Annotated in this window: 26 protein-coding genes and 2 pseudogenes; 11 read left to right on the top strand and 17 right to left on the bottom strand. The window is 70.6% G+C overall.

The window, feature by feature from the left end; translation table 11 throughout:
- Positions 1-52 precede the first annotated feature (52 nt).
- The 7 genes and pseudogenes from C463_RS07320 to C463_RS07290 all read right to left on the bottom strand — a co-directional run bounded on the left by C463_RS07320 (position 53) and on the right by C463_RS07290 (position 4,478).
- Positions 53-869, bottom strand: a pseudogene (locus C463_RS07320) (ABC transporter permease).
- Positions 870-902: 33 nt separating this feature from the next.
- Positions 903-1,628 (bottom strand): annotated as a pseudogene (locus C463_RS07315) (ABC transporter ATP-binding protein); the annotation flags it as partial.
- 102 nt (positions 1,629-1,730) lie between these two features.
- On the bottom strand, positions 1,731-2,396 hold the full coding sequence (locus C463_RS07310; RefSeq protein WP_008442440.1) for a translation initiation factor IF-6: 666 nt from the start codon (positions 2,394-2,396) through the stop codon (positions 1,731-1,733).
- A gap of 1 nt (position 2,397) precedes the next feature.
- Positions 2,398-2,676, bottom strand: coding sequence for a 50S ribosomal protein L31e (locus C463_RS07305; protein WP_008442439.1), 279 nt, complete (start codon positions 2,674-2,676; stop codon positions 2,398-2,400).
- Positions 2,677-2,829 carry a 50S ribosomal protein L39e gene (locus C463_RS07300; protein ID WP_004050128.1) on the bottom strand — a complete coding sequence of 51 codons (153 nt, stop codon included), beginning with the start codon at positions 2,827-2,829 and terminating at the stop codon, positions 2,677-2,679.
- 154 nt (positions 2,830-2,983) lie between these two features.
- On the bottom strand, positions 2,984-4,102 hold the full coding sequence (locus tag C463_RS07295) for a M20 family metallopeptidase (protein ID WP_008442438.1): 1,119 nt from the start codon (positions 4,100-4,102) through the stop codon (positions 2,984-2,986).
- Positions 4,103-4,193: 91 nt separating this feature from the next.
- Positions 4,194-4,478 (bottom strand): DUF357 domain-containing protein, encoded by a 285-nt coding sequence (locus tag C463_RS07290; RefSeq protein ID WP_008442437.1) that lies wholly within the window; start codon positions 4,476-4,478, stop codon positions 4,194-4,196.
- An 81-nt stretch (positions 4,479-4,559) separates the two neighbouring features.
- Between C463_RS07290 and C463_RS07285 the strand changes: the two genes are divergently transcribed.
- The 6 genes from C463_RS07285 (at position 4,560) to C463_RS07260 (ending at position 9,079) form a co-directional block, all read left to right on the top strand.
- Entirely contained in the window at positions 4,560-5,387 is an 828-nt protein-coding gene (locus tag C463_RS07285; RefSeq protein ID WP_049905658.1) for a DUF6498-containing protein, read from the top strand.
- Between the two features lie 123 nt (positions 5,388-5,510).
- Positions 5,511-6,287, top strand: coding sequence for an RNase P subunit p30 family protein (locus C463_RS07280; RefSeq protein ID WP_008442435.1), 777 nt, complete (start codon positions 5,511-5,513; stop codon positions 6,285-6,287).
- A complete protein-coding gene (locus C463_RS07275) occupies positions 6,271-6,894 on the top strand; it encodes a class I SAM-dependent methyltransferase (protein ID WP_008442434.1) in 624 nt (207 codons plus the stop codon). The genes C463_RS07280 and C463_RS07275 overlap by 17 nt, the downstream gene beginning before the upstream one ends.
- 7 nt (positions 6,895-6,901) lie before the next feature.
- Positions 6,902-7,381 carry an Rpp14/Pop5 family protein gene (locus C463_RS07270; RefSeq protein WP_008442433.1) on the top strand — a complete coding sequence of 160 codons (480 nt, stop codon included), beginning with the start codon at positions 6,902-6,904 and terminating at the stop codon, positions 7,379-7,381.
- A 4-nt stretch (positions 7,382-7,385) separates the two neighbouring features.
- Positions 7,386-8,159 (top strand): archaeal proteasome endopeptidase complex subunit alpha, encoded by a 774-nt coding sequence (gene psmA / locus C463_RS07265; RefSeq protein WP_008442432.1) that lies wholly within the window; start codon positions 7,386-7,388, stop codon positions 8,157-8,159.
- A 53-nt stretch (positions 8,160-8,212) separates the two neighbouring features.
- Positions 8,213-9,079 (top strand): SDR family oxidoreductase, encoded by an 867-nt coding sequence (locus tag C463_RS07260; RefSeq protein WP_008442428.1) that lies wholly within the window; start codon positions 8,213-8,215, stop codon positions 9,077-9,079.
- 6 nt (positions 9,080-9,085) lie between these two features.
- Here the strand turns inward: C463_RS07260 and C463_RS07255 are convergent, their stop codons facing one another.
- Complete coding sequence (locus C463_RS07255; RefSeq protein ID WP_008442427.1) at positions 9,086-9,619, bottom strand: hypothetical protein; 534 nt, start codon at positions 9,617-9,619, stop codon at positions 9,086-9,088.
- 228 nt (positions 9,620-9,847) lie between these two features.
- Here C463_RS07255 and C463_RS07250 point away from each other — a divergent pair, with 228 nt between their 5' ends.
- Entirely contained in the window at positions 9,848-11,773 is a 1,926-nt protein-coding gene (locus tag C463_RS07250) for a beta-CASP ribonuclease aCPSF1 (RefSeq protein ID WP_008442426.1), read from the top strand.
- 28 nt (positions 11,774-11,801) lie between these two features.
- Here the strand turns inward: C463_RS07250 and C463_RS07245 are convergent, their stop codons facing one another.
- Positions 11,802-13,424: a hydantoinase B/oxoprolinase family protein gene (locus tag C463_RS07245; RefSeq protein ID WP_008442425.1), complete on the bottom strand. Its 1,623-nt coding sequence runs from the start codon at positions 13,422-13,424 to the stop codon at positions 11,802-11,804.
- Complete coding sequence (locus C463_RS07240; protein WP_008442423.1) at positions 13,421-15,484, bottom strand: hydantoinase/oxoprolinase family protein; 2,064 nt, start codon at positions 15,482-15,484, stop codon at positions 13,421-13,423. The genes C463_RS07245 and C463_RS07240 overlap by 4 nt, the downstream gene beginning before the upstream one ends.
- 219 nt (positions 15,485-15,703) lie before the next feature.
- On the opposite strand from C463_RS07240, the gene C463_RS07235 reads away from it, so the two are divergent.
- The 3 genes from C463_RS07235 (at position 15,704) to C463_RS07225 (ending at position 18,161) form a co-directional block, all read left to right on the top strand.
- Complete coding sequence (locus tag C463_RS07235; protein WP_008442415.1) at positions 15,704-17,104, top strand: hypothetical protein; 1,401 nt, start codon at positions 15,704-15,706, stop codon at positions 17,102-17,104.
- Positions 17,105-17,169: 65 nt separating this feature from the next.
- Positions 17,170-17,550 (top strand): methylglyoxal synthase, encoded by a 381-nt coding sequence (locus C463_RS07230; protein WP_008442413.1) that lies wholly within the window; start codon positions 17,170-17,172, stop codon positions 17,548-17,550.
- Between the two features lie 47 nt (positions 17,551-17,597).
- Positions 17,598-18,161, top strand: a complete 564-nt coding sequence (locus C463_RS07225; protein ID WP_008442411.1) for a DUF7332 family protein — start codon at positions 17,598-17,600, stop codon at positions 18,159-18,161.
- Between the two features lie 4 nt (positions 18,162-18,165).
- Here C463_RS07225 and C463_RS07220 read toward each other — a convergent pair whose 3' ends face one another.
- From C463_RS07220 to C463_RS07210, 3 genes are all read right to left on the bottom strand, one after another.
- Complete coding sequence (locus C463_RS07220) at positions 18,166-18,702, bottom strand: DUF6517 family protein (RefSeq protein WP_008442409.1); 537 nt, start codon at positions 18,700-18,702, stop codon at positions 18,166-18,168.
- 119 nt (positions 18,703-18,821) lie between these two features.
- Positions 18,822-19,142 (bottom strand): transcription factor S, encoded by a 321-nt coding sequence (locus tag C463_RS07215; RefSeq protein ID WP_008442407.1) that lies wholly within the window; start codon positions 19,140-19,142, stop codon positions 18,822-18,824.
- Between the two features lie 82 nt (positions 19,143-19,224).
- A complete protein-coding gene (locus C463_RS07210; protein ID WP_008442406.1) occupies positions 19,225-20,040 on the bottom strand; it encodes an alanyl-tRNA editing protein in 816 nt (271 codons plus the stop codon).
- Positions 20,041-20,193: 153 nt separating this feature from the next.
- Here C463_RS07210 and C463_RS07205 point away from each other — a divergent pair, with 153 nt between their 5' ends.
- Positions 20,194-21,996 carry a DUF7289 family protein gene (locus tag C463_RS07205; protein WP_008442405.1) on the top strand — a complete coding sequence of 601 codons (1,803 nt, stop codon included), beginning with the start codon at positions 20,194-20,196 and terminating at the stop codon, positions 21,994-21,996.
- Between the two features lie 34 nt (positions 21,997-22,030).
- Here C463_RS07205 and C463_RS07200 read toward each other — a convergent pair whose 3' ends face one another.
- From C463_RS07200 to C463_RS07185, 4 genes are read right to left on the bottom strand one after another with little or no spacing between them, the layout of a single operon-like run.
- The gene (locus C463_RS07200; protein ID WP_008442404.1) at positions 22,031-22,798 is read right to left on the bottom strand and encodes a DUF7289 family protein; all 768 of its coding nucleotides are present in this window, start codon (positions 22,796-22,798) and stop codon (positions 22,031-22,033) included.
- Entirely contained in the window at positions 22,795-23,283 is a 489-nt protein-coding gene (locus C463_RS07195) for a DUF7266 family protein (RefSeq protein ID WP_008442403.1), read from the bottom strand. The genes C463_RS07200 and C463_RS07195 overlap by 4 nt, the downstream gene beginning before the upstream one ends.
- Positions 23,276-24,244, bottom strand: a complete 969-nt coding sequence (locus C463_RS07190) for a DUF7261 family protein (protein ID WP_080510789.1) — start codon at positions 24,242-24,244, stop codon at positions 23,276-23,278. The genes C463_RS07195 and C463_RS07190 overlap by 8 nt, the downstream gene beginning before the upstream one ends.
- Complete coding sequence (locus C463_RS07185) at positions 24,232-24,846, bottom strand: DUF7288 family protein (RefSeq protein ID WP_008442401.1); 615 nt, start codon at positions 24,844-24,846, stop codon at positions 24,232-24,234. Before C463_RS07185 ends, C463_RS07190 begins: the two co-directional genes overlap by 13 nt.

The following is a 24,846-nucleotide window of genomic DNA, read 5'->3' as shown; positions in this document are numbered from 1 at the left end:
CAGGCGACGACGCCGCCGCGGACGGCACGGAGCGGCCTCGAATCCCGGATTTTTATCCCGAGAGATCCGCGCGGCGGAACCGGACGACGGCGAGGGCGACGAGGACGGTCGTCGCCGCGAGCAGGACCGCCGCCCCTGTGAGGTCGTACTCGCCCAGCACGAGGACCGCGGAGGGGTCGTAATGCGCCGTCGGGCTGAGGTCTCCCCCCCTCGGCGTAGTCCATGCTCGCGACGACGGACTCGAACATGAACAACGCGAACAGCGCGCCGAGGGCGACGCGCTGGGCGATCCCCGGCCGCGAGACGAGCATCGACACGGCGACCCCGACCGCGACGCAGGTCAGGTGGTACGGTACCGCGAGCGCGTGGACCGCGAGCAGCCGCTCGACCGCGATCGTCTCCCCGACTACGAGGACGCCGACGTACGCGACGAGCGGGAGCACGACGTTCAGGAGGACGACGAGCGGGACCAGTCCGAGGAACCGCCCGACTACCACGTCGCGGCGCGCGACCGGCGCCGACAGCGTGAGGTCCACCCGGCCGGAGGCGACGTCGCCGGCGATCGTCCCGCCGGCGAGGTACGCGAGGTAGAGGCCCACCAAGAGCAGCCACGCGAACTGATAGAACTCCACCGCGAGGAACCCCTCTATCGAGGAGATGGCGATGATCCCGAACGCCTCCCGGAGCGCTGGCGGGAACGCCTCGACGTACGCATCGAGGTCGACGTCCGCGGTCGCCAGAGACGGGAAGAAGGCGAGGAACAGCAGGAGGAACGCGGAGAGCAGGCCCGTCACCACGGCCGACCCACGGGCCCGGCCCGCGGCGTCGTACCGCGCGATCGCCAGCCACGGCGTCCGGCGGTCGCTCATCGGGCGTCACCCCCCGACCCCGCGGGCGACTCCGCCGGTCCACGTGAACGAGACGGTGTCGCCGACGCGGAGGTTCATGATCCCACGGACCTCGAAGTCGGCGCGCTCGACGTCCTCCGCGACGCGGACGCGGACCTGCTTCCCGCCTCGGGACCGCAGTTCGGAGACGGACTCGACCGCGACGAGATGGCCCTGTCGGAGGACGCCGACGCGGTCACACAGCGCGGCCACCTCGCCGAGGACGTGCGACGAGAGCAGGACGCTCGCCCCGTCGTCGACTCGTTCGCGCACCAAGGCGGCGAACTCTTCTTGAAGCAGCGGGTCGAGCCCGGAGGTCGGCTCGTCGAGCAACAGCAGGTCCGGGTCGTGTATGAACGCCGCCACCAGCGCCACTTTCTGCCGGTTCCCCCGTGAGAGGTCGGCGATGCGGCTCGACTCGCCGCGCAGCGCCGCTTGGTGGTCGAGGAACGCTCCCGCGGTGCGGTCGCGGTCGAGTCCCGGGTCCCCGGGGAGGAACCCGATCCGCTCGCGGGCGCGACGCGATTCCACCGGGTCGGTCGCGTCGCGGCCGAGCAGCGTCGCGCCGCCGCTCGTCGGCGACAGGAATCCCAGCAGCGTTCGGATCGCCGTCGTCTTCCCCGCGCCGTTCGGGCCGAGGAAGCCGAACACCTCGCCGTCGTCGACGCTGAAGGAGACGTCTTCGATCCCTCGGACGTCGCCGTAGTACTTGGAGAGGCCGCGACACTCGATAGCGGGCATACCGCCCCCAACTCCGCTGCGGCCTTTAAATGTGAGAGTACGCGGAGGAAAGCGGGCGGCTCAACCGAGGAGAACAGCCGGCTCGGGCGAGAAGAAGGGGGCTCAGTCGATGTAGCCCAGCGTCTCCTCGATGCGGCCGAGTTCCGGACCGGTCGTGTCCCCGCCGACGACGTACCCCTCGTCGGTGGCGACGAGGCCGGAGCCGACGAGCGGCGCGCCGTAGTTGACGGTGCCGAGGTCGGCGCGGACGTCGAGCGCGTCCTCGACCGCCTGAAGCTCCGACTCCGTCGACTGCGGGTGACAGAGCACGCCCGTGTTGTTGGCGACCGCCGCCGTGCCGACCGTGCGGACGTCGCCGAGGTCACCTCGGGTTACGGGGACGTCGAGCGCGTCTTTGATCGTCTGGACCGACTCGCGCGAGAGGTCCGGGTGGACGTACGCGCCGTAGTCGTTCGCGAGGACGACGTTGCCGGCGGCGTTGATCTCGCCCGGCAGTTCGTGGACCGGCGTCCCGGCGGCGTCGGCGATGCGGTCCTTCTCGCGCTCGGTCGCGCGCGAAGAGACGAGGATACCGCTCTCGTTGCCCGTCGCGAGCGCGCCGACCGTGTTGGACCTCCCGACCGTCGTCAGCAGCGGCTCTGCGCCGAGTTCCGTCCCGAGGTCCTCGGCGAGTTCCTCGTCGACGTCCGGTCGGACCAGCAGGAGGTCGTCGACGGCGCGGGCGAACACGCCCACGTACGACGAGCCGGTGAAGGTCGCCCGTAACACGTTACTCGGCGTGTTCGGCCTCGACGACCGGCTCGCCGTCCTCGACGAACCGAGCCGCGCGGACCCGCACCGTGCTGGGCGGGTTCTGTCGCCCGTTCTTCCAGACGGCCTCGTTGACGGAGCCGTCGATGATCACGTCGTCCTCGTCGACGGAGAAGTGCTTCGCGAGGTGCTGGCGCGTGATCTTCATGGCGTAGTCGGCGCGCTGCTGGACGGGCTTGTCCTTCGCGTCGCGGAGCGGGACGGTGACGACGCGCTCCTCGAAGTCGTTCGTCGACATTTACTCGTCCAGGTCGTTCCGGCGCCAGTTGCGCCGCTTGGGGTTTCGCGTCACGTTCATGTCCGTCTTCATCATGACCCACGCGGGGACGCGGGTGTTCTGGCGCTCCGCCTTCGCCAGACGCTTCTTTTGAGCCTTCGACTTGTCTCCCATAGTGGCGCACACTTTCCGCGGAGCGCATAAAACCCCTTCCATACGGGGTCGCGCGAGACGGCCGCGGGCCGCCGCGTGACGCGTTCGTCGGGCCCGACCGGCGGCCGCCGAACGCGAGACACAGCGGCGCCGACCGCGACTCCCTCAGAGACCGCTACAGTTCCCGCTCGGCGATCCCGGCGTAGATCCGGTAACAGCGGTCGAGAACGTCGAGGCTCGCGCTCTCGGTGTCGGTGTGGGCCTCCCCCGGCTCGGAGGCGCCGCAGACCAGACACTCCGTCCCGGCCTCCGCGAGCCATCCCGCGTCGGTCGCGTGCGGCTTGGTGACGTGGTCGGGCGCGTCGAGGCCGCGCTCGTCGTGGACCGCGCGGGCGACGTCGAGCGCGGCGTCGGCGAACGCGGCGTCACCGCAGGCCATCGGCGGGAGGTCCTGATCGACGACGAGTTCGACGCCCGGCACCGAGTCGGCGACGCCCGACAGGTCGGCGTAGCCGCCGGGGACGGTTCGCTCGTCGACCGTCGCCTCGCAGCGCTCCGGGATCACGTTCCACGTGTCACCGCCGTCGACGACGGTGACCGCGAGCGACCCCGACACGTCGTTCCCCAAGACCGTCGCCCGCGGCGTGTCGAGTTCCCGCACGCCGTCGATGGCGTCGCAGGCCCGATAGATGGCGTTCTCGCCCGCCTCCGGCTCGGAAGCGTGCGCGGCTTCCCCGTGCGCGACGAGCCGCGACCCCCGCCGTCCGCGGTGGGCGACGACGACGTCAGTGACGCCCGGCTTCGAGTAGTCCGTCGACCCCTCGGCGACGACCGCGCGGTCCGGCGCGAACCCGGCGTCGATCGCGTGCCGCGCGCCCTCGCCGCCGACCTCCTCGCCGACGAACGAGGCGAATATCAGTTCGCGGTCAGCGGGCGGCGTCGCGTCCCGGAACGCGAGCATCGCGGCCGCGACCGACCCCTTCATGTCGGCGGTGCCGCGGCCGTAGATACGTCCCTCGCGGCGTTCCACGACGTACTCGCCGTCGAGCCCCTCGCCCGTCGTCTGCTGGGGCGCCGGCGGCACGACGTCGTGGTGGCCGACGAGGGCGAGCGAGTCGGCGGCGGGGTCGTCGGTCGCGCCCGCGAACGCGAGGACGTTACCGGCGTCGTCGCGTTCGACCCTCGCGTCGGTCTCCGCGCGCAGCCACTCCTCGATGGCGTCGCCGGCGGCCGTCTCGTCCTCGTGGGAGGGGATCGAGACGAGCCGCTCGGTCAGGTCCGCGAGTTCGTCCATGCCGTCAGTCGCGGCCGTCACCGCTTAAGCGCGTCCCTCGCTCCGGTCTCGCGGGCGCGCGCCGAGCGCGAGCGCCGGGTCGGCCCGGCCCTCACGTCGTGAACAGCTCCGTGTCGTCGGGCACCGCGAACAGCCCGAGCCTGACCCCGGCGTCGAGCCAGCCGTAGCCGTACGAGTAGGATGCGAGCGCGTTCACCGGGTCGCCGTCGTCGCGGAAGTGTCGACCGTCGTCGAGGTACGACTCGGCCATCTCGGTCACGTCGGCCGCGGCCTCGCCCAGCGGCGTGTCGGCCGGCGGACGCGGCTCCGCGACCGCCAGCGCGTCCGCGAGCATCCGCTCGTAGCGGTCCGTCTTCTCCTGTAAGTCGGCGGGCATACGCGTCCCTTCCGTCGGGCAGGCAAAAGCGGCCGGGGTGCGACGAGAGTTTTACCTCTCGCGACCCCGTGGACTCGACCGATGAAGCCCCGCCCTCCCGCAGGGAGTCGATCCGCCCTCGCGCTCGTGGCCGCGACGAACCTCCTCCCGCTCGCCGGTGTCGTCGGATTCGGCTGGCGCGTCGGCGAACTGCTCGCGGTGTACTGGATCGAGGTCGCCGTCTTGGTGGTGGCCCACGCCGCCGCCGCGATGTTCGCCGAGCGACCGATCCGACTCGAAGACCGCTCGTTCTACATCACGGGCTACGACGAGGACGCCGAGCGCGACGAAGTGTGGGAGCGCGATCCGGAGCCGATCCGGCTCGTCTCGTGGCTCCCGCCGATCTACCGCCGGAACTTCCGCGTCGTCCGCCGGTCGCTCGGGATCTTCGCGTTCATGTTGTTCCCGCTCTTCCCTGTCGGCTGGGACGCGCTCTCGTACCTCACGCCCACGGTCGGGCTGGCGACGCTGAGCGTCTGCGGTGCGCAGGTCGCGGAGGTGCGCCGGGAGTTCTTCGCGGAGCGCGCCTACGAGGAGCAATCGCCGTACATGGTCGTCGAGGCCGCCCAGCGCGTCGTCTTCTTCTACTTCGTCGTCGCGGTACTGACGGGGGTTTCGGTGACCGCCGGAATCGCCGTGATCGAGGCGGCGCTCGCTCCCGGCCTGCTCGACGCCGTCGCCGACGCGGTCGGCGTCGAGGTCCTCCTCCTCCCGTACCTGCTCCCGATCGCGCTCGGGAAGGCGACCGTCGAGTGGAGCCGGCGGCGCGCCTTCCTCGAGGACGACCCGGACGGGATCGCGACGTGGTTCACGGGCGAGGACGCCAGGCGCGACTGGAAGAAGGACGAGGAGTCCGTCGGAGACGACTGACGACGCGAGGCGCGGTCGCGTCGACGATGGGAGGGAAGCGAACGCGGCGAGGGGACAGGACACGGGCGCCGTCGCGACCCCGAAAGCGCAACGCCGATACGCTCGGCCGCGAAACGGGGCCCCATGTACGAGGCCGTTCACGCCTACCCCGACGGGGAGGCGACCGTCGCGCGCCACGCCGCCACCGCCGCTCGCCGCGGCTACGACGGGATCGTGGTGCGGACGCGCGACGCGCTGGATCCGGCCGTCGGCGGGGAGGAATCGGCCGCGACGGGCGGCGACGGATCGACCGCGGCGGCCCGCGACGAGAGTCCCGTCCGCGACCCGGCCGCGCTCAGCGAGGAGTACGGGATCGACGTCGTCGACGCGGTCGAGATAGACGCCGACGACCCGACGAGCGCCTCGGGCGCGGTCGGGAACTACCGGTCGGACCGAAGCGTGGTCTGCGTGATCGGCGGCGACGACGCGTTGAACCGGTTCGCGGTCGAGCAGGCCCGCGTCGACGTGCTCGTCCGGCCGATGGCGAGCGGCGGCGACTTCAACCACGTCCTCGCGAAGGCGGCGCGCGACAACGGCGTCCGCGTGGAGTTCGACTTCGGGCCGGCGCTGCGCGCCACGGGCGGGAAGCGGGTCCGCGCGCTCGCCGACCTCCGGAAGCTGCGCGAGATCGTCGCCCACTACGACGCACCGTACGTCGTGAGCGCGAACGCGCGGTCGCACCTCGAACTCCGGGCACCACGCGAACTGGTTGCGGCCGGCGAGGCGATCGGGTTCGACGCCGAGGCGGTCCGCGAGGGGCTCCGAGCGTGGGGCGACCTCGTCGAGCGCAACCGGGAGCGGCGCTCCGAGGGCTTCATAGAGCCGGGGGTCCGACGTGGCAGGTATGAAGAAGACGGTTGAGGAGCACGCCGAGCGGTTCTCCGAGAAGGCGGCCGAGTACGACGACTCGAAGAGTGACGCGTACCACGCCTGCGCGAGCCTCGTGATCGACCACGCGGCGCCCGACGCGGACGATGTCGTCCTCGATCTGGGCGCCGGGACCGGCGCCATCGCGCTCGCGCTCGCCGAGGACGCCGAGCGCGTCCTCGCGCGGGACATCAGCGAGGGGATGATGGAAGAGGGGCGTCGGAAGGCCACGGAGCGCGGCCTCGACGACGTCGAGTTCGCGTACGGCGAGTTCCGCGACCCCCGGCTCGACCCGGGCCAGCGGGTCGACGTCGTCACCTCGAACTTCGCGCTCCACCACCTCGCGGACGACGAGAAGCGCGAGGCCATCGGCGTGATGGCCGAGACTGGCGCCCGTCGGATCGTCCTCGGCGACGTCGCCTTCTTCGAGGAGCCGGACCCCGACGCGCCGTTCTACACCCCCGATGTCGACGACCCGGCGACGGTCGGGACGCTGGTCGAGGCGTTCACCGCGGAGGGGTTCGCGGTGACGGCCGTCGAGCGCGTCCACGACCAAGTGGCGGTGATCGTCGCGGAGCGGATCCGCGAGCTGCCGGCGTGATCCAGCCGTGAAGCACCTCCCCAAACACCTCCGGCCGCGGTGGCGCTACCTCGCGGTCGGGATCGAGTCGTGGGCGGACGCCGAGGTCGGCCGGCGGGCGTTCCAGCGCGCGCTGTGGTACAGCGCCGGCAACCTCCTCGGGGACGCGGGCAGCGCCGACGCCGACCTCACGCTCCTGTCGTTCGCGCACGCGGACGGGACCGGCGAGGCCGTCGTCCGCGTCAGACACGGGCACGTCGACGACGCGCGCGCGGCGGTCGCCTGCGTGAGCGAGGTCGACGGCGAGCCGGTCGGAATCCGCGTACGCGGGATTTCGGGGACGGTGCGTGCCTGTGAAGAAAGATATATGGGTCGCGCGACCGCCAGTTCGACACAGCGAGACGTCGCGTTCGAGGGCGCCGAGCGGCCCGGATTCGCGCGCGGAGACGCGTGCGACCTGCGGGTCGAGTCGGCGCGCGTCGGCGCGACGACGTTCGACACCGAGTGATACCATGCAGGGACAATCCCAACAGCAGGCGTACGACCGCGGCATCACAATCTTCTCTCCGGACGGCCGACTCTACCAGGTCGAGTACGCCCGGGAGGCGGTGAAGCGAGGGACGGCGAGCGTCGGCGTCCGCGCCGAGGACGGCGTCGTCCTCGCGGCCGACAAGCGCGCCCGCTCCCCCCTCATGGAGCCGGAGAGCATCGAGAAGCTCCACAAGGCCGACGACCACGTCGGCGTCGCGAGCGCGGGCCACGTCGCCGACGCCCGCCAGCTGATCGACTTCGCGCGCCGGCAGGCGCAGGTGAACCAGCTCCGGTACGGCGAGCCGGTCGGCATCGAGACGCTGACGAAGAACATCACCGACCACATCCAGCAGTACACGCAGGTCGGCGGCGCGCGCCCGTTCGGCGTCGCGCTGATCGTCGGCGGCGTCGAGAACGGCGAGCCGCGCCTGTTCGAGACGGACCCCTCGGGCACCCCCTACGAGTGGCAGGCGCTCTCCATCGGCTCGGACCGCAGCGACCTCCGCGACTACCTCGAAGCGGAGTACGAGGAGGGCATCTCGACCGAGGAGGCGGTCGGGCTCGCGCTCGACACCCTCGCGCAGTCGAACGACGGCGAACTGTCGCCCGACGGCGTCGGCGTCGCCACGATCACCGTCGACGACCCGCAGTACACCGAGCAATCGACCGACGAGATCGAGTCGGTCCTCGACGAGCGCGGCCTGCTCGCGACCGACGAGGACGAGGCCGACGACGGCGAGAGCGACGAGGAGTAACGCGCCTCTTCTTCCCGGCCGCCGGAGGCGTTTCGCCGCCGGTCGGGAGAGTTATGCCGTCGGAGACTGACCGGAGAGGCGTGCAGAAGACGGCACTCATCACCGGCTGTTCCTCGGGCATCGGCCGCGCCGCGGCGCACGCGTTCCTCGACGAGGGATGGACCGTGTACGCCACCGCGCGGAACCCGGCGGACATCGAGGCGCTCGGCGAGGCGGGCTGTGAACTCGCCACGCTGGACGTCACCGACCAGGACGACATCGACCGCGTCGTGGACCGCGTCTTGGACGAGGAGGGCGCGATCGACGCCCTGATCAACAACGCCGGCTACGGCCAGTTCGGACCGATCGAGGACGTCACCACGGACCGCGTCCACGACCAGTTCGACGTGAACGTGTACGGCCCCCACCGGCTGATCCGCGCGGTCCTCCCCGCGATGCGCCGCGAGCGCGACGGGACCATCGTCAACGTCTCGTCGGTCGCGGGCCGGGTGTCGATGCCCGGCGGCGGCGTGTACAGCGGCTCGAAGTTCGCGCTGGAGGCGATGTCGGACGCGCTCCGCAACGAGGTCGCGGACCTCGGGATCGACGTGGTCGTCGTCGAGCCCGGTCCCGTGAAGACGAACTTCTCGGATCGCGCGGCGTCGGAGGCCGACCCCGAGGAGCGCGAGGGGATCGAGCGGACCGAGGCGTACGACGAGTTCTACGCGATGTTCGAGGACGCGCAGCTGATCGGCGGCGACGGCCCCGGGTCGGTCGAACCGGAACTCGTCGCGAACGCCATCTACGACGCCGCGAGCGCGACGCGACCGCCGGCGCGTGTCCAGCCCGGTACCGTCGCGCGCGTCGGCGCCCTCGCGCGCTTCCTCCCCGACGCGCTGCTCGACAAGGCGTACCGGCTCGTCAGGAACTTCACGTCGTAGTCCGGTTCAGTCCGAATCACCGGCGTCACCGTCCGCGTCGACCGCGAACGGGCTCTCTTCCTCCCGCCAGTTCCACCCCGGGAGCCGCGTCTGGAACCCCGCCGCGAGCGCGGCGTCGAGGTCGTCCGCGCCGGCGGTGCCGGCGCCGGCCCGGTCCGCGTCGGCCGTGGCGTCCCGGTCCACGTAGAGGTCGGCAACGTGGAACGTCGCCTGCGCGAGCAGCGAGAGGGGTCGGCCGCCCGCTATCGTCGCCGCCAGTTCCCGGCCGAGGACCTCGTCGACGACGAACCCGGGGTAGTCGCCGGCCACGTCGAGGTCGCGGAGGAGCGCGACGCAGGCGGCGACGTTGACGGCGACCTCGCCGTCGGCGAAGACGGCGTCGACCTCGCGGCGGTACGCGTCGGGCGCCACCGCGTCTACGTCCGTCTCGAAGAGCCGGCCGAGGCGGTCGCGGGTGTCGTTGAGTATCGGGACGACGACGTCGGCGCGGTCGCGGACCCAAGCGTGTTCGTCGCGGACCGTCTGCGGCGTGACGCGCATGGAGCGGCTTCGCCCGCCGTCGGCTTGCCCTTTGCGAAGGGTTTTATAACGGCGGGGAAGTACCCTGATCCAAGCGGGTTTTCGCTGGCTGTTCCCGCGCACGGAACCAGTACGGACAGTACTTCCACTATGCCTACCCCGTCACGGTCGATCGATCGGCGGCGAGTCGCCGCGCGACGCGCGACGCGATTCGACGACGACGGCGGCCTCGACGACCCGCAGTGAGATATGAGTCAAGTCGACAAGCAACTCGATACGTTGAAATCAGAGATCGAACAGGAGATTCCGAACGACATCACGGTCACCGACGTGAAATACGAGGGGCCGGAGCTGGTCGTGTACACGCGCGACCCCAAGCGCTTCGCGGGCGACGGCGACCTGATCCGCCGGCTCGCCTCGAAGCTCCGCAAGCGGATCACGGTCCGCCCGGACCCGAGCGCCCTCTCGCCGCCGGCGCGGGCCGAAGACGAGGTCCGCGACGTGATCCCCGACGACGCCGGCGTGACCTCCCTCGACTTCCACGAGGACACCGGCGAGGTCGTCATCGAGGCCGAAAAGCCCGGGATGGTGATCGGCCGCCGCGGCTCGACGCTCCGGGAGATCACCCAAGAGGTGGGGTGGACCCCCGAGGTCGTCCGGACGCCGCCCATCGAGTCCTCCACCGTCTCGAACGTCCGCGGCTTCCTGAAGAACGAGCGCGAGGAGCGCCGCGACATCCTCGAACGCGTCGGCCGGCAGATCCACCGTGAGGAGATGTCCGACGACGAGTGGGTCCGGATCACGACGCTCGGCTGCTGCCGCGAGGTCGGCCGTGCGGCCTTCATCCTCTCGACGCCCGAGACGCGGATCCTCATCGACTGCGGCGACAAGCCCGGCGCCGAGGGCGAGGTCCCGTACCTTCAGGTGCCCGAGGCGCTCGGCGCGGGCGCGGCGACGCTCGACGCGGTCATCCTGACCCACGCCCACCTCGACCACTCCGCGCTGGTCCCGCTGCTGTTCAAGTACGGGTACGACGGCCCCATCTACACGACGGAGCCGACCCGCGACCTGATGGGCCTGCTCACCCTCGACTACCTCGACGTCGCCGCCAAGGACGGCCGGACGCCGCCGTACGAGTCGTCGCAGGTCCGCGAGGCGATCAAACACACCATTCCGCTGGAGTACGGCGACGTGACCGACGTGGCCCCGGACGTGAAGCTCACGTTCCACAACGCGGGCCACATCCTCGGCAGCGCCGTCACCCACTTCCACATCGGCGACGGCCTCTACAACGTCGCGTTCTCGGGCGACATCCACTACGAGGACACCCGCCTGTTCAACGGCGCGGTCAACGACTTCCCGCGCGTGGAGACGCTCGTGCTGGAGTCCACCTACGGCGGCCGCAACGACTACCAGACCGATCAGGAGGACTCCGAGGAGGCGCTGAAGGAGGTCATCAACGAGACGTACGAGCAGGGCGGGAAGGTCGTCATCCCCGCCTTCGCCGTGGGGCGGTCACAGGAGATCATGCTCGTCTTGGAGGAGGCGATGCGCAAGGGGGAGATCCCGGAGATGCCCGTCCACCTCGACGGGATGATCTGGGAGGCGACCGCGATCCACACCACCTACCCCGAGTACCTCCGCGACGACCTCCGCGACCGCATCTTCCACGAGGACGAGAACCCGTTCCTCGCCGACCAGTTCAACCACATCGACGCCGGCGAGGACGAGCGGCAGGAGGTCGCCGACGGCGACGAGTGTATCGTCATCTCCACGTCGGGGATGATCGAGGGCGGCCCGATCATGTCGTGGCTCCGCCACATCGGCCCCGACCCGGACTCGAACCTCGTCTTCGTCGGCTATCAGGCGCAGGGGACGCTCGGCCGCCGGATCCAGAACGGCTGGGACGAGATCCCGGTCGACGGCTGGGGCGGCGGGAGCCGCGGCGACACGCTCACCCTCGAGATGGGCACCGAGGTCGTCGACGGCTTCTCCGGCCACGCCGACCGACAGGGGCTGGAGAACTTCGTGAAAACGATGAACCCGCGCCCGGAGAAGGTGCTCTGCGTCCACGGCGACGAGAGCTCCGTTCAGGACCTCTCCTCGGCGCTGTACCACGACTACAACATGCGGACGTTCGCGCCGAAGAACCTGGAGACGTTCCGGTTCAAGTAGGCCGGGCGCCGGGTCCGCGCTCTACTTGTCAGTCCTCGACTTTCCCGTCTCGCCGGTCTCGCTCGCGAGCCTCCGGGTCGCGCTCGGCGGGGTCGCCGTGGCCGCCGCCTCCGGGGGTACGGATCGAGACCGTCGTCCCGGCCGCGACGTCGACGGACGCCTTCGCCGGGACCGCATCGCCGTCGATCAGGTTCTCGCCGAGCGCGCCGTCCCCGCCGCCGTCGAGGCCGCGCGGGGCGGTCCGCCGCCGCTCGGTCAGCAGCGAGACGGTGGCGTCGGTCTCGACGGTGACGGCCCGTTCGATTCCGAGGCCGCCGCGGTGGCGGCCGTCGCCGCCGCTCGACGGGCGCAGCGCGTAGCGCTCGACGCGAAGCGGGTACGCCGTCTCCAGCGCCTCGACCGGCGTGTTGAGCGTGTTGGTCATCGCGACCTGGACGCCGTCCATCCCGTCCTTGGTCGGCCGGCCGCCGAAGCCGCCGGCGATGGTCTCGTAGTAGGTGAACTCGCCGCCGCGATCGCCGATGATCAGGTTGTTCATCGTCCCCTGTCCGCCGGCGGGAACGACGTCTGGAACCGCCGCCGCGAGCGCTTCCAGCGTCACGTCGGTGACGCGCTGGCTCGTCTCGACGTTCCCGCCGACGACCGCGGCCGGCGGCCGGGGGTCGAGCAGCGACCCCTCCGTCGCCGAGATAGATACGGGCTCGTAACAGCCGTGATTCGGCGGTATCTCCGGGTCGGTGATCGCGCGGACGACGAAGTACACCGCGCTCTTCGCGACCGAGAACGGGGCGTTCAGGTTCCCCTCCACCTGATCGGCGGTGCCAGCGAAGTCGACGTCGATCGCGGCGCCGTCGACGGTGACGGCGACCGCGACAGGGATCTCCGCGTCGGTGACGCCGTCCCCCTCCAGAACGTCTCGTGCTCGATAGGTGCCGTCCGGGAGTTCCCGGACCTCGGCTTCGATCCGGTCGCGGGAGTAGTCGATGACGGCGTCGAAGGCGTCGAACAGCGTGGCTCCGTGTTCGTCGAGGAGTTCGCCGACGCGCTCCTCCGCGCGGGCGTTCGCGGCACGCTGCGCTCGGAGGTCCGCCTCGCGCTCGTCCGGCGTGCGGACGTTGGCGAGGATCAGGTCCCGGACGGACTCGTTCGGCTCGCCGCCGTCGACGAGCCGGACCGCCGGGAGCCGGAGCCCCTCCTCGTATATCTCTCGCGCGCCGGGCGGCATGCTCCCCGGCGCGCTCCCCCCGACGTCGGCGTGGTGCGCGCGCGACACGGCGTAGCCGACGATCTCGTCGTCGGGCGCGATCGTCGAGACGAGCGTCACGTCCGGGAGGTGCGTCCCGCCGGCGAACGGGTCGTTGACGACGAACACGTCCCCCGGCTTCGGGTCCTTTTCGAGGACGACACCGACCGCGTCCGGCATCGCGCCGAGGTGGACCGGGATGTGTTCGGCTTGCGCGAGCATCCGTCCTTCGGCGTCGAACAGCGCCGTCGAGCAGTCCTGTCGTTCCTTGATGTTCGGCGAGTACGCCCCGCGGATCAGCACGTGGCCCATCTCGCTCGCGACGCTCTCCAGTTGGTTCCGGAGGATCTCCAGCGAGACCGGGTCGATGTCCGCGTCGGTCGCGGCGTCCGTGTTCCCGTCGCTCACGCGTCGCTCACCTCCGCGACCAGCGCGCCGTCGCCGCGTAGCCGAACGCCCCACGCCGGCGGGACGACGACCGTGCTCTCCGGGCCCTCGACAACGACGGGCCCCTCGACAGCGCCGTCGGCCTGGAACCGATCGCGGTCGTAGACGGGAGTCTCGCGGGCCCCGTCGGGGAACACCGCCTCGCGGGTGGTCCGCGGCTCCGCGCCGGGAGCGCCGACGGATTCGATCGCCGGCGCGCTCCGTGGGACGGTCGCCGTCGCGCGGCAGTTCACCAGTTCGACGGGCTCGTCCGCGCGGTAGCCGTACGCCGAGTCGTGGGCCGCCGCGAAGCGCTCGCCGGCGGCCGCGGGGTCGAACGGGCGCTCGACGTCGACGGTGAGTTCGAAGCTCTGCCCGGCGTACCGCAGGTCCGCGGCGTACTCGACGCGCGCGGCGTCCGGGTCGCTGACCTCGTCCAGCAGGCCGTCGGCCAGCTCCCCGTAGAGCGCGTCGACCGCCTCGGGGTCGACTGCCGCGAGGGGGGCCTGTCGCGTCCGCACGGCGTCGCGCGTCTCGTCGGCCGCGAGGAGGCCGTACGCCGACAGGACGCCCGACGCGTGCGGGACGACGACGCGTTCCACGTCGAGGCCGTCGGCGATCTGGACCGCGTGCATCGGGCCGGCGCCGCCGAACGCGACGAGGCCGAACTGCCGGGGGTCGTGGCCGCGCTCGACGGTGACCGAGCGGATCGCGCGGGTCATGTCGGCGTTCGCGACGCGGTGGACGCCGAGCGCGGCCGCGACCGGCCCCGCCATCCCGGCCTCGTCGGCGAGGGCGGCGAGCGCGTCGCGCGCGGCCGCCGCGTCGAGCGACAGGTCGCCGCCGAGGTCCGTGTCCGCGCCGACGTACCCCAACACGAGGTTCGCGTCCGTCACGGTCGGCTCCGTGCCGCCCTTCCCGTAGCAGGCGGGCCCGGGGTCGGCGCCGGCCGAGCGCGGGCCGATCCGGAGCGCGCCGCCGGCGTCGACCCACGCGATCGACCCCCCGCCGGCGCCGACCGTCTCGACGTCGACCATCGGGGTGCCGATCGGTCGGTCGGCGATGGCCGACTCCGTGGTCCGCTCGACCTCGCCGTCGCGGACGAGGCTCACGTCGCTGGAGGTGCCGCCCATGTCGAAGGTGATCAGCCCGTCGCGGTCGGCGTCGGTCGCCGCCGTCGCGCTCGCGCCCACGACGCCGGCCGCGGGCCCGGAGAGGACGGTCGTCACGGCGTTCCGCCTGACAGTCTCGGCGTCGGTGACGCCGCCGTTTGCCTGCATGATCTGCGGTTGCGGGAGGCCCAACTCCCGCGCGCGCTCCGTCAGGCGGCCGACGTACCCGTCGATCGCCGGGCGCACGTACGCGTCGACGACGGTCGTCGAGGTCCGCTCGTACTCGCGGAACTCCGGGAGCACCTCGTGGGAGGCCGACACCGGAACGTCGAGCGCGTCGCGCAGCGCGTCCGCGAGACGGGCCTCGTTCTCGGGGTGCGCGTAGGCGTGGAGCAGGCAGACCGCGACGGACTCGACGTCCGCGTCGCGGAGGTCGCCGACGAGCGATTCGATCTCCGCGTCGTCGACGGACTCCTCGATCCCGTCGACCGTTGCGCGCTCGGGGACCTCGAACCGGCGGCGTCTGGGGACCAGCGGCGCCGGCTTCTCGGCGTCGAGGTCGTACAGCGACGGCCGGGTCTGTCGGCCGATCTCCAGCACGTCGCGGAACCCCTCGGTCGTCACGAGGGCGGTCCGCGCGCCGTCGCCCTCCAGAAGCGCGTTGACGGAGACGGTCATCGCGTGGGAGAACTCGGTCACGCTTCCGGGGTCGATCCCGGCCGCCTCGCAGGCCTTCTCGATGCCCGCCGCGACGCCTTCGCTCTGGTCTGCGGTACTCGGCACCTTCGCGGTAACGAGGTCGCCGTCGAGCGAGAGCGCCACGTCGGTGAACGTCCCGCCGACATCGACGCCGATCGCTCGTCCCGCGGTCGTCCGGTCCTCAGTCGTTCGCTCGGCCGTCGTTCGGCCGTCCGCCGCTTCCCCGCCCATCTACGACACCTCCGCGGCGCCGCGGGGGTTCCGGACGCCGGACGGCGCGGTGTCTCGCTCGCGTAACATGGGAAGCCCTCGTTACCGGACGACCTTAAGACCGCCTCGTTCCGTGGTGAGCCCGCGAACATCTTCGGGGACAGTCGGAGGGTGCCGGCGTCCGACGGTTCGAACATGGGGGCAGTTCCGGGCGGTATCGACACGGCACAGGGACCGCCCATGACGGTCCCGCTCCGGCACTTCCTCGTCGGGCTCGGCCTCCTCGGCGCCGCCCTGCTCGTCGGGGTCGGGCTGGTCGTCGACGCGATGCCGGGACTCGGCGGCCTCGTCCACGTCCACCTGTTCCTCGTCGGGTGGGTCTGCGTGACGATCATGGGCGCGATGACGCAGTTCGCCCCGGTGTGGTCGGGGACGACGCTCCACTCGCGGCGACTCGCGAGCGCCCAGCTCGCGCTGGTCGTCGGAGGACTGGTCGGCTTCGCGACCGCGCTCGCGCTGGGCCGGCTCCCCTGGCTCGCGGGGTTCGGCGCCGTCATGCTCCTCGGCTTCTGGGCGTTCGTCTACAACCTCGGTCGGACGCTCGCGACCGTCGACGACTTCGACGTGACCGAGCGCCACTTCGTCGCCGCGCTCGGCTTCTTCGTCGCCCTCACCGGACTCGGCGTCCTGCTCGCGGCGGATCTCGGCGCCGGGCTCCTCGCCGACTCCGGCGTCTCGCACGCCGGCGTCCGCGGCGCCCACGTCACCCTCGCCGTCTTCGGCGCGGTGCTGACCACCGTCTACGGCGCGCTGTACCGGCTCGGCACGATGTTCACGCAGACGGAGCTTCACGGGGTCGACCACCGCCTCCGCGCGGTCGAGGAGGTCGGCCACCCCGTCGGCGTCGTCGCGCTCGCGGGCGGACGACTGGTCGGGGCGACCGCCCTCGCCCGCGTCGGCGCGGCCCTGATCCTGCTCGCTGCGCTGGGGTTCGCCGTCGTCCTCGCCCGTCGGCTCTACGAGATGCGCGTCGAGCGCACGCCGATGCACTCCCGGTACGCCGTCGTCGCGCTCGCGGCGTGGGTCGCGACCGCCGCGCCCGCGTGGCTCCGGTCGCCGACCGCCCCGGACCACGTCCTCGGCGGGCCCGGCAGCGCGCCCCTCCTTCTCCTCGGCGTCGTCGGGTTCGTGATCGTCGGCACGCTGTACCACATCGTCCCGTTCGGCGTCTGGGTCGAGCGGTACAGCGACCGGCTCGGCTTCGAGGCGGTGCCGATGATCGACGACCTCTACGACGACCGGCTCGCGGCCGCCGACGGGACGCTGCTGTCCGTCGGGACCGCGCTCGTCGTGGCCGCAGACCTCCTCGCGGGCGCCTCGGGGACGACGCTCGCGGGCGGACTCCGGGGACCGGCGCTCGCCGGGACGTCGCTGGTGACGCTCGGGGTCGCCGTCTTCGCCGCCAGCGCGGTGTGGGTGATCCGCCGCCACAGCCCCGGCACGCTCCGCCGGGTCGCGCTCGGACGGTTCGACCGGCGCGAAGCGAGCGGCAGTGCGGACGCGGGCGACGGCGGAGCGGGGGGAGGCAGCGCGGCCGAGAGGAGCGGCGGTGCGGGCGATGACCCCGCACCGACCGAGTGACGGGTGAGCCGGGCGACCGCTGCGCCGAAGCCAGTACTTAAGCGACGCCGCCGTGACCCCTCCGTATGCGCATCGCGCTCATCGCGCACGACGAGCTGAAAGACGAGATGGTCGCGTTCGTCGAGTCGTACACCGACGTCCTCGACAAGTGCGAGCTGGTGACCACCGGCACGACCGGAAAACGCATCGCGGAGGCCACGGGCCTCTCCGTGGACCGACAGGCATCGGGGCCGTTCGGCGGCGACCTCCAGATCGGCGCGATGATCGCGAGCGACCGCATCGACGGGGTCGTCTTCCTCCGCGATCCGCTGACCGCGCAGGCCCACGAGCCCGACATCTCGGCGCTGCTGCGGGTCTGCGACGTGAAGGACGTGCCGCTGGCGACGAACGTCGCGTCCGCGGAGCTGCTCGTCGAGGGACTGCTCGGCGACGATTCTCTCGACTGATACCGCCGACCGCGGTGATTTAACCCGGCCGAACGAACGGGAGGCTGATGACTCGTTCGTCGAAAACTCGCGTCCGCGCTCTCGCGCTCGCGCTGCTGCTCGTCGCCGCGAGCCTCGGTGCCGGCACGGTCGCGGGCCAGACCGCGGCATCGAAAACGGTCGCGCCCGCGTCCGTCGACGAGGGTGCGACCGGTCCCGCGACCGCGGGGCCCGGCGTCGACGCGAACCGGAGCGAGGTCCCCCCGATCACGCGGTGTTTCACCGGGACCGGGTACCGGATATCGATCGGCGACGGCGGCGACGACGGCGAGGGTGGCGCGACGATGGAGACGGTGATCCACCTCTCCGTGCTGACCGACCCCGGTGCGGGCAACGAGTTCGGGATCGAAACGGCCGGCCGGCTCGACGGCGAGCCGATCGTGACGCTCGGCGCCGGTGTCAGACTGACCGCCCGGAAGGCGATCGCGGACGGACTCGACCCGTTCGCGGCGTTCGACGTGCTGTACACCTACGAGTTCCAGCTCCCGATGTTCGCCGGCGCCGTCGGCGACGCAGATTACGAGGACGACGGCTCGCCGATCGATTCGAGCGCCGGCGCGGTCGACTGCTGACCGGTTACTCCGAGCGCTCGGCGGCGGCGGCGTCCGGCGGCCGAACGCCGCGGACCAGCGCCAGTACGTCCTGCCGGGTCGCCTCGAAGCCGTTGCCGGTCGGGTAGGCGCCGCCCGCGAGCAGGTACTCGCCGGCCTCCCACACCGCGAGCAGTGCCTCCACGGGGACCCGTTCCCCGTCGACCACACAGCGGCCATGGAACACGGTGAGCGTCGCGGGCGACGCGTCCGGGTCGTCGAGGTCGAGGCGTCGCTCGTCGCGGCGCGCGAGGTCGCTGATGTCTCGGTCGGCGAGGCGGTCGCGGAACCCGTCGCGGGCCCGCGACTCGACGAGTCGGGTCAGGGCGGGGTTCGCTCCGGCGTCCGGCGAGATCCGGAGTCGGCTCGCGAAAAAGAAGGGGCGCGGGGGCGGGGTCTCGCGTTCGTAGCGCGTCGTCCCGGCCGTGACCGAGACCGGGCCGGCCTCGAAGGGGCGCTCCGTCGTCTCCGCGACGAGCGTCCAACCGTCGAGGCGGTCGCGGGGGACGACCGGCGGTTCCATGGTCCCGCGTCACTCCGGACGGGAATAAAACGGACGGGCGACGGGAGAGAATTCGAACTGCCGACGGGAGAGGGGTGAGACTGGCGGCCGGAGGAGAGCCGGTGGGGACGAGAACGGGTTCAGTGGTCGTCTTCGCGCCACTTGTGTTCGCACTCGGTACAGACGAAGAACCGAGTCTCGGACTCGTCGGCCGCGCGGATCTGTTGCATGTACCAGTACGCCCGGTCGTTGTCGCACTCGGGGCACTGCGCCGTCGTCGTCGGGAGCCCCTTGTCCTCCGCGTCGCTCACGTCGACGATCTCGGACTCGACCTGCGACTGGGTCGTCCACTCGTCGTCCCCGTCGTCGCGTCCGATCTCGTGGCCGCAGGAATCGCACACCCAGTGGTCTTCGCCCTCGCCGGACTTCATCATGGAGCCGCACTCGTCGCAGAACTTCATGCCCGAACCTACCGCGGATCGTATTTAAACGACGGGATCACTGGCGAGGACCGGACGCCCACTCGCGGCGCCGACGCGCCCGTCAGTCCGCGTCGACGTGTTCGGCGAGCGCGAACCGGACGCGCTCCTCGTCGGGGCCCTTCGTCTCTCGGCCGGTGACGACGACCTCCCCGATATCGGCCGTGTTCGCGACGTGCGTCCCGGCGCAGGCGGTGCGGTCGTACGGCTCGTCTCCGGCGTCCGCGCCGGCGATTTCGACGATCCGGAGCTCCTCGATCGAGTCGGGGAGCAGGTCGATCCGCGTCCGGTCGGTGTCCAGCGTCGCCTCCGCGGTCTCGCGGTCCATCGTGTCGCTCGACACCGCGCGGCCGTCGGCGACGAGTTCGTTGAGCCGCGACTCGATCCGGTCGAGGTCGTCGTCCGTGAACCGGTCGTACTCGGCGTCGAGGCGCGCGCGGTCGGCATACAGCTGGTTTCCCGTCGTCCGCGCGTCGAACTCGTCGAGCAGCAGCGCCGACAGCAGGTGCTGTGCGGTGTGGTACCGCGAGTGCGCCGCCCGGCGCTCGGCGTCGACTTCGCAGGCGACCTTGATTCCCGGCTCCGGGAGGGCCGGTGCGTCGTCCGCGTCGCTCGCGCCGTCGCCCGCGCCTCCCACCCCGCCGATCGGTTCGACCTCGTGGTACACCGTGTCTCGCATCTCGACGTCGACGACGCGCCAGCGGGCGTCTCCGTCGCCGTCGGCGACCCGGATCGTCCCGGTGTCGTGCGGCTGCCCGCCGCCAGTCGGATAGAAGTGGGTCCGGTCGAGGACGAGCCGGTCCGGATCCGAGAGGACGCGCTCGACGGTCGCCTCGAACGCCGTCACCGTGTCGTCCGCGAGGTAGAGTCGCTCGGTCACGGATGCCCGAAGGGACGCCGGCGAGATATATCTCCCGTCCGCGGGGGCCGCCGTCGGACCGCTCCGGTGGGGGGGCGGTCCCTGTCGATCAGGGCTATCGCGACTGATACGCGGGTGTCCACGTTTATCAGCGGCCCAGACTTACGGGCCCGCATGAAGGGAGGTGAGCGCGGAGCCGCGGCCGAGCGCGCCCAGAGCGAGGTGCTCGGCACGGTGCTGCTGTTGGGGCTGACCGTGGCGGTCGTCGGCACCACGGTCGCGCTCGGCGGCGCCGCGCTCGACGACACTCAGCGCACCGCGGACCTCCAGCGCGTCGAGGGGGCGATGACGCAGGTCGACTCCAAGGCGAGCCTCGTCGCGCACGGCGGGTCGCCGAGTCAGCGGGTCTCGTTCGGCGGCAGCCGCGGAGATCTACGTGTCGATGACGGAGCTGGAAAGATGGCGATCGAGGTCGAGACCGAAGGCGGGACGTACACGAACGAGACAACCCTCGGAGCGATCGTCTACGAGCGCGGCGACGACGTGGTCGCGTATCAGGGTGGCGGGGTCTGGCGCGCGAACGCGGACAGCGCGTGGATGGTCTCGCCGCCGGAGTTCCACTACCGAGGTGACACGCTCACGCTCCCGCTGGTGACCGTCACTGGCGAGGAGCGCCTCACGGACTCGGCGACTATAGAGAAAGGTACCGAACGGTCCGCCGGGCTGTTCGAGTCGGAGAACCTCTCGAACCCGCTTCTGGGCGGGAACGTCACTATCACCGTCGAAAGCGAATACGCCGAGGGATGGGAACGCTTCTTCGAATCCAGAACCGGTGCGAACGTCACGCGGTTGTCGACGGATACGGTCGAGGTCAGACTCCGGACGGAGACCGTTCACCCGACGCTCAGCACGAGTGCCTCCGCCGTCGGCGGCGCGGACATCGCCGCGGGCGGAATCAGACGGATCGACGCCGACAGCTACAATTCTAGTTCCGGTGTGTACGGTCCGGGTAACATCAATGACAATGCGATATTCCGGACCAACGGTGGGTTCGGAAGAGGTGAGGGTGGGATCGGCAGAATGGAGGAGATCCGGATTCGCGGCGATCTGCTCATGGGAGCGGACGATTTCCCCTCGGGACAGTTCAGAAAGAAAGTAAACGTTAGCGGAGAGACCCGGACCAACGTCGACTTCGTCAGCCTGAATCCCGTGTCCGGAGCCATCAGGCAGCGAATAGACGGGGTAGGGGATACAGACATGGATAGCGAGACGGACGAGTTCACCTTCGGCGGTGGGACTGAGAACGTGACCGCGAACACGCATGTCACCGACAGTCTCGAAGTGTCGGACGGGAACACGCTCACCGTCGAAAGCGGAGCGACGCTCAACATCTCCGGGAATCTCGACGTCGAGGACGGGGGATCACTCGTGCTCGATACCGACGGAGGAGAAGTCAACGTACTGGCAGACGGTGATCTGGACGTTAGCGGAACGAGTACCGTTCGGGCGATCGGTGGCGGCCGCGCGAACCTCTACGTCGATGGAGAGATCACCCTCCAGACCGACGGCGCGGGTGGCGATGCGGGGTCGATAACGACCGCGCAGAACACAACGCGCCTCGACGTGTACAACACCGGTGACGTAACCCTCGACGACGGAGCGAACGTTACGGCGTATCGGGACCGGACCGAAAACCTCTGGCTGTATTCGAGCGGGGGCGTGGTCGATGTCGACGGCGATGATGACCGTGTCCACTTCACCGGCGTGCTGTACGCACCGGAAAGCCGTCTGATTCTCGAGGATTCAATGACGTTCAAAGGGTCGTTCACGGCGGATACGTTCGAGTTCGACGAAGGGAGACTACGGCTTCACTACGATGAAGCCCTCCGAGACAGCAAACCGTTCGAAGGCGACTCGGTCCCCGTGGTGAGTCACCTCCACGTCTCCACGCACCGCGTGGTCATCGACTCGGACTGATTCCGGTCGGTCGCGCAAACCCCGTTCCACCAACTCAGTCCGAGAACTCGACGCGGGTGCCGGTCCGGTGGACGACGAGCCGGTCCCCACCGGAGACGCTCACGTTGACCGTCAGTTCGTCGCCCGTGAGATTGACCGAATCGATCCGACCGGAACCGTCGCGTCGGGACTCGAAGTACCGCGCCCAAGCGTCGGCCGTCGGACCTCGGACCTGAATCGTCACGTCGTCCGTCACTTCCGTAGCGGTGCGGTCGCCGGTCAAGCTGGCTCGGACGAGGACGGTCCCGTCGCCCGCGACGCCGTCGCTCCCGTGCGAGTTCACGTCGACGAACCTGATCAGCGTCGTCTCACCGAACAGGAGGTCCGGTTCGTGAAGCATGATGCTCCCCTCACCGTCGGACCGAATAACCGCGCCGTGTTCGTACCGGATCCGAGTGTCTCCGGCGCCGAAGTAGGTGATCGCGGTCGTCGAATTCTCGATTACCGCCCCCGTCGCGTTGCGTATCGCATACGAGGAGTCGCTCGTGAACGCGATCCTACCCCCACCGAGTCGGATCTCGGTGGCCCGGCTCGGCACACCGTCCCGACCGAGGTCGTTGAAGCTGTCGTGGAGGACGTCGAAGGCGCGCTCGACGTTGTTGTCGCGCTCGGCGAGCTGTACGTCCTCCAAGCCCCCGAGTCCGACGGTGAGCGTGACCGCGATGGTCGTCGTGATCAGCGCGAACACCAACACGAACCCGACGGTCTCGCTGACGCCGCGGTCGTCGTTTCGAAGGGCGGCGCGGCCGCCGAGACCGCTCATCGCCCCCTCACCACCACTGCGCCGTCGCCGCCGTCGGCGTCACGATCCCACCAGATCCGGAGGTCACCGCCGTCGACGGTCGCGTTCGCGACCGTGACGTTCTTTCTCGTGCGGAACGGGACCTCGACCGTCGCGTCGGTCTGTTCGCTTTCGAGCGCGATCGTCCCCTCGGTACCGTTCGCGCTCACCCGTACCCGATACCCGGTCCCCGCGACACGGTTCGGGAGCGTCACCGACCGGTTGGCCGTGAGGTTCTCGGGCGACTCCGCGCTCGCGACGAGCCGATCGACGGTCCCCAAGTCGGCCGCGATCCGCTCGCCGACGACCGTGAGTTCGCCCTGCGCCGCGCGCTCGCGCTGCGTCTCGACGAACGAGCCGCCGGCGACGAACAGCCCCGAGAGCAGCAGCGTCGAGATGGCGAGCGTCATGACGTAGCCGACCGTGACCGACACGGCGCGGTCCGTCCCGCCGGGACCGTTACGCATCGGACTCACCCGGCGCGAGCCGAACTACGTCTCTGTACATCAGCTCTGGGGTTCGGTGGAGTATCTCGACCTTGACGCCGTAGACTCCCTCGACGACGTACGGCCGTGACGAGACGTTCGTGGAGGTACTCTCGTCGGCGTCCTCGACGACGAACTCGTACGTCCCGGTCGCTCTGTCGCCGTTCCGATATCGGATGGCGTACTCACCGTCGTTCTCGACGTTCTCGGCCCAGTCGAGGTGGGGAAACCGTTCGTCACCCACCGTCCCGGCAGTCAGGTCGACCGTCACGTTCGCCCCCGTGTGGGAGAACGTCCGCGGAACGTCTCCGGACCCGTTGTTCACCGTCACGTTGATCGCGCCGGCGGTCCCGTTCGACACCGTCAGCGACCAGTTCCCGTCCGGGCCGTCGGCCACCACGGTGAACGCGTCGTCCACGTCGTCCGAGAGGGACGTGGAATTCAGTGTCAGTCGGTAGTCACGGGTTCGGTTGACTCCCGCCGCGACGGTCCAGCCGTCCGCGCCGTTACGGTCCGTCATGTTGCGGAGGCCGGCGTCCGTCTCGTTCTGGTAGACGAAGTATCCCGGATCCAACCTCGTGACGTTTACGTCGGCTATCACCCCGTCGCGGGCGCGGAAGTCCGCGACGGCTCGGGCGTACGTCCTCGCGCTCGCGTTGAAGCCGTTGCGGGCGTTCCCGTCGCTCACGTTCCGGTGTTCGCGGGACATGATCCCCTCGAGGTCCTCGACCGCGCCGTCGCGGAACTCGATCGCCTCCGCGCCGCCAGCGTCGGCGCCGCGGGTCGCGAGGTTCTCCGTGTAGATAACGGTGTTCAACAGGAGCACGACCGCGACGAAGAGGACCGCGAGCGTCAGCCCGGTTATCAGGATGATCTGGGCTCGGTCCTCGTCGCGCTCGGCGCCCTCGCGGTCGCCGAGGCGGGGGAGACTCACATCTGCCATGCGGTGATTCGCACCTCCACGACCGTGTACAGTACCTCCGGACGCGCCTCGTCGACCGGCGGCGCGAAGTACGACGCGGAGCCGTTCTCCGCGAGCGCTCTGCTGTCGGCGCCGTCGCCGAACCGGTCGTCGCCGTACAGCGCCACGCGCGCGGTCGCCGTCGCCGCGTTGTCGCTCGGCGACCCCATGTTGACCATCGTAGTGTCTCCCGTCCGGTTACCGCCGTCCTCGGGGTATGACACCTCGATGTCGAAGGCGATCTGGCGGTCGCCGAACGCCTCGGTCAACGGGTCGTGGAGCGGGTGTGATTCCGGCGGGACGCCCGTGTAGGTACCGTCGTCGCTCGCGTTGACGAATCCGTCCTCGTCGTAGTACAGAAGCGCCGCCCGGAGGTCACCGCTCTCCCCTGCCGTCGACAGCACGTCCTGTGCGGCAATCGCCGCCTGATTCTCGACGTGCTGGTTCGACGTACTCGCGGAGAGGGGCGTGACCGCCGTCGCTTGCGTCGCGAAGATGAGCCCGGTGACCAGGAGCAGCGCCGCCGTGAACGCCTCTAAGGTGTGCGCCTGTCCCCGGTCGTCGGGGAGGTGTTCGACGAACAT

Origin of the sequence: Halorubrum californiense DSM 19288 (genome assembly GCF_000336875.1) — an archaeon.
GTDB lineage: Archaea > Halobacteriota > Halobacteria > Halobacteriales > Haloferacaceae > Halorubrum > Halorubrum californiense.
Note: the sequence above shows the minus strand (reverse complement) of the source record. Positions and strands in the feature narration are given on the sequence as shown.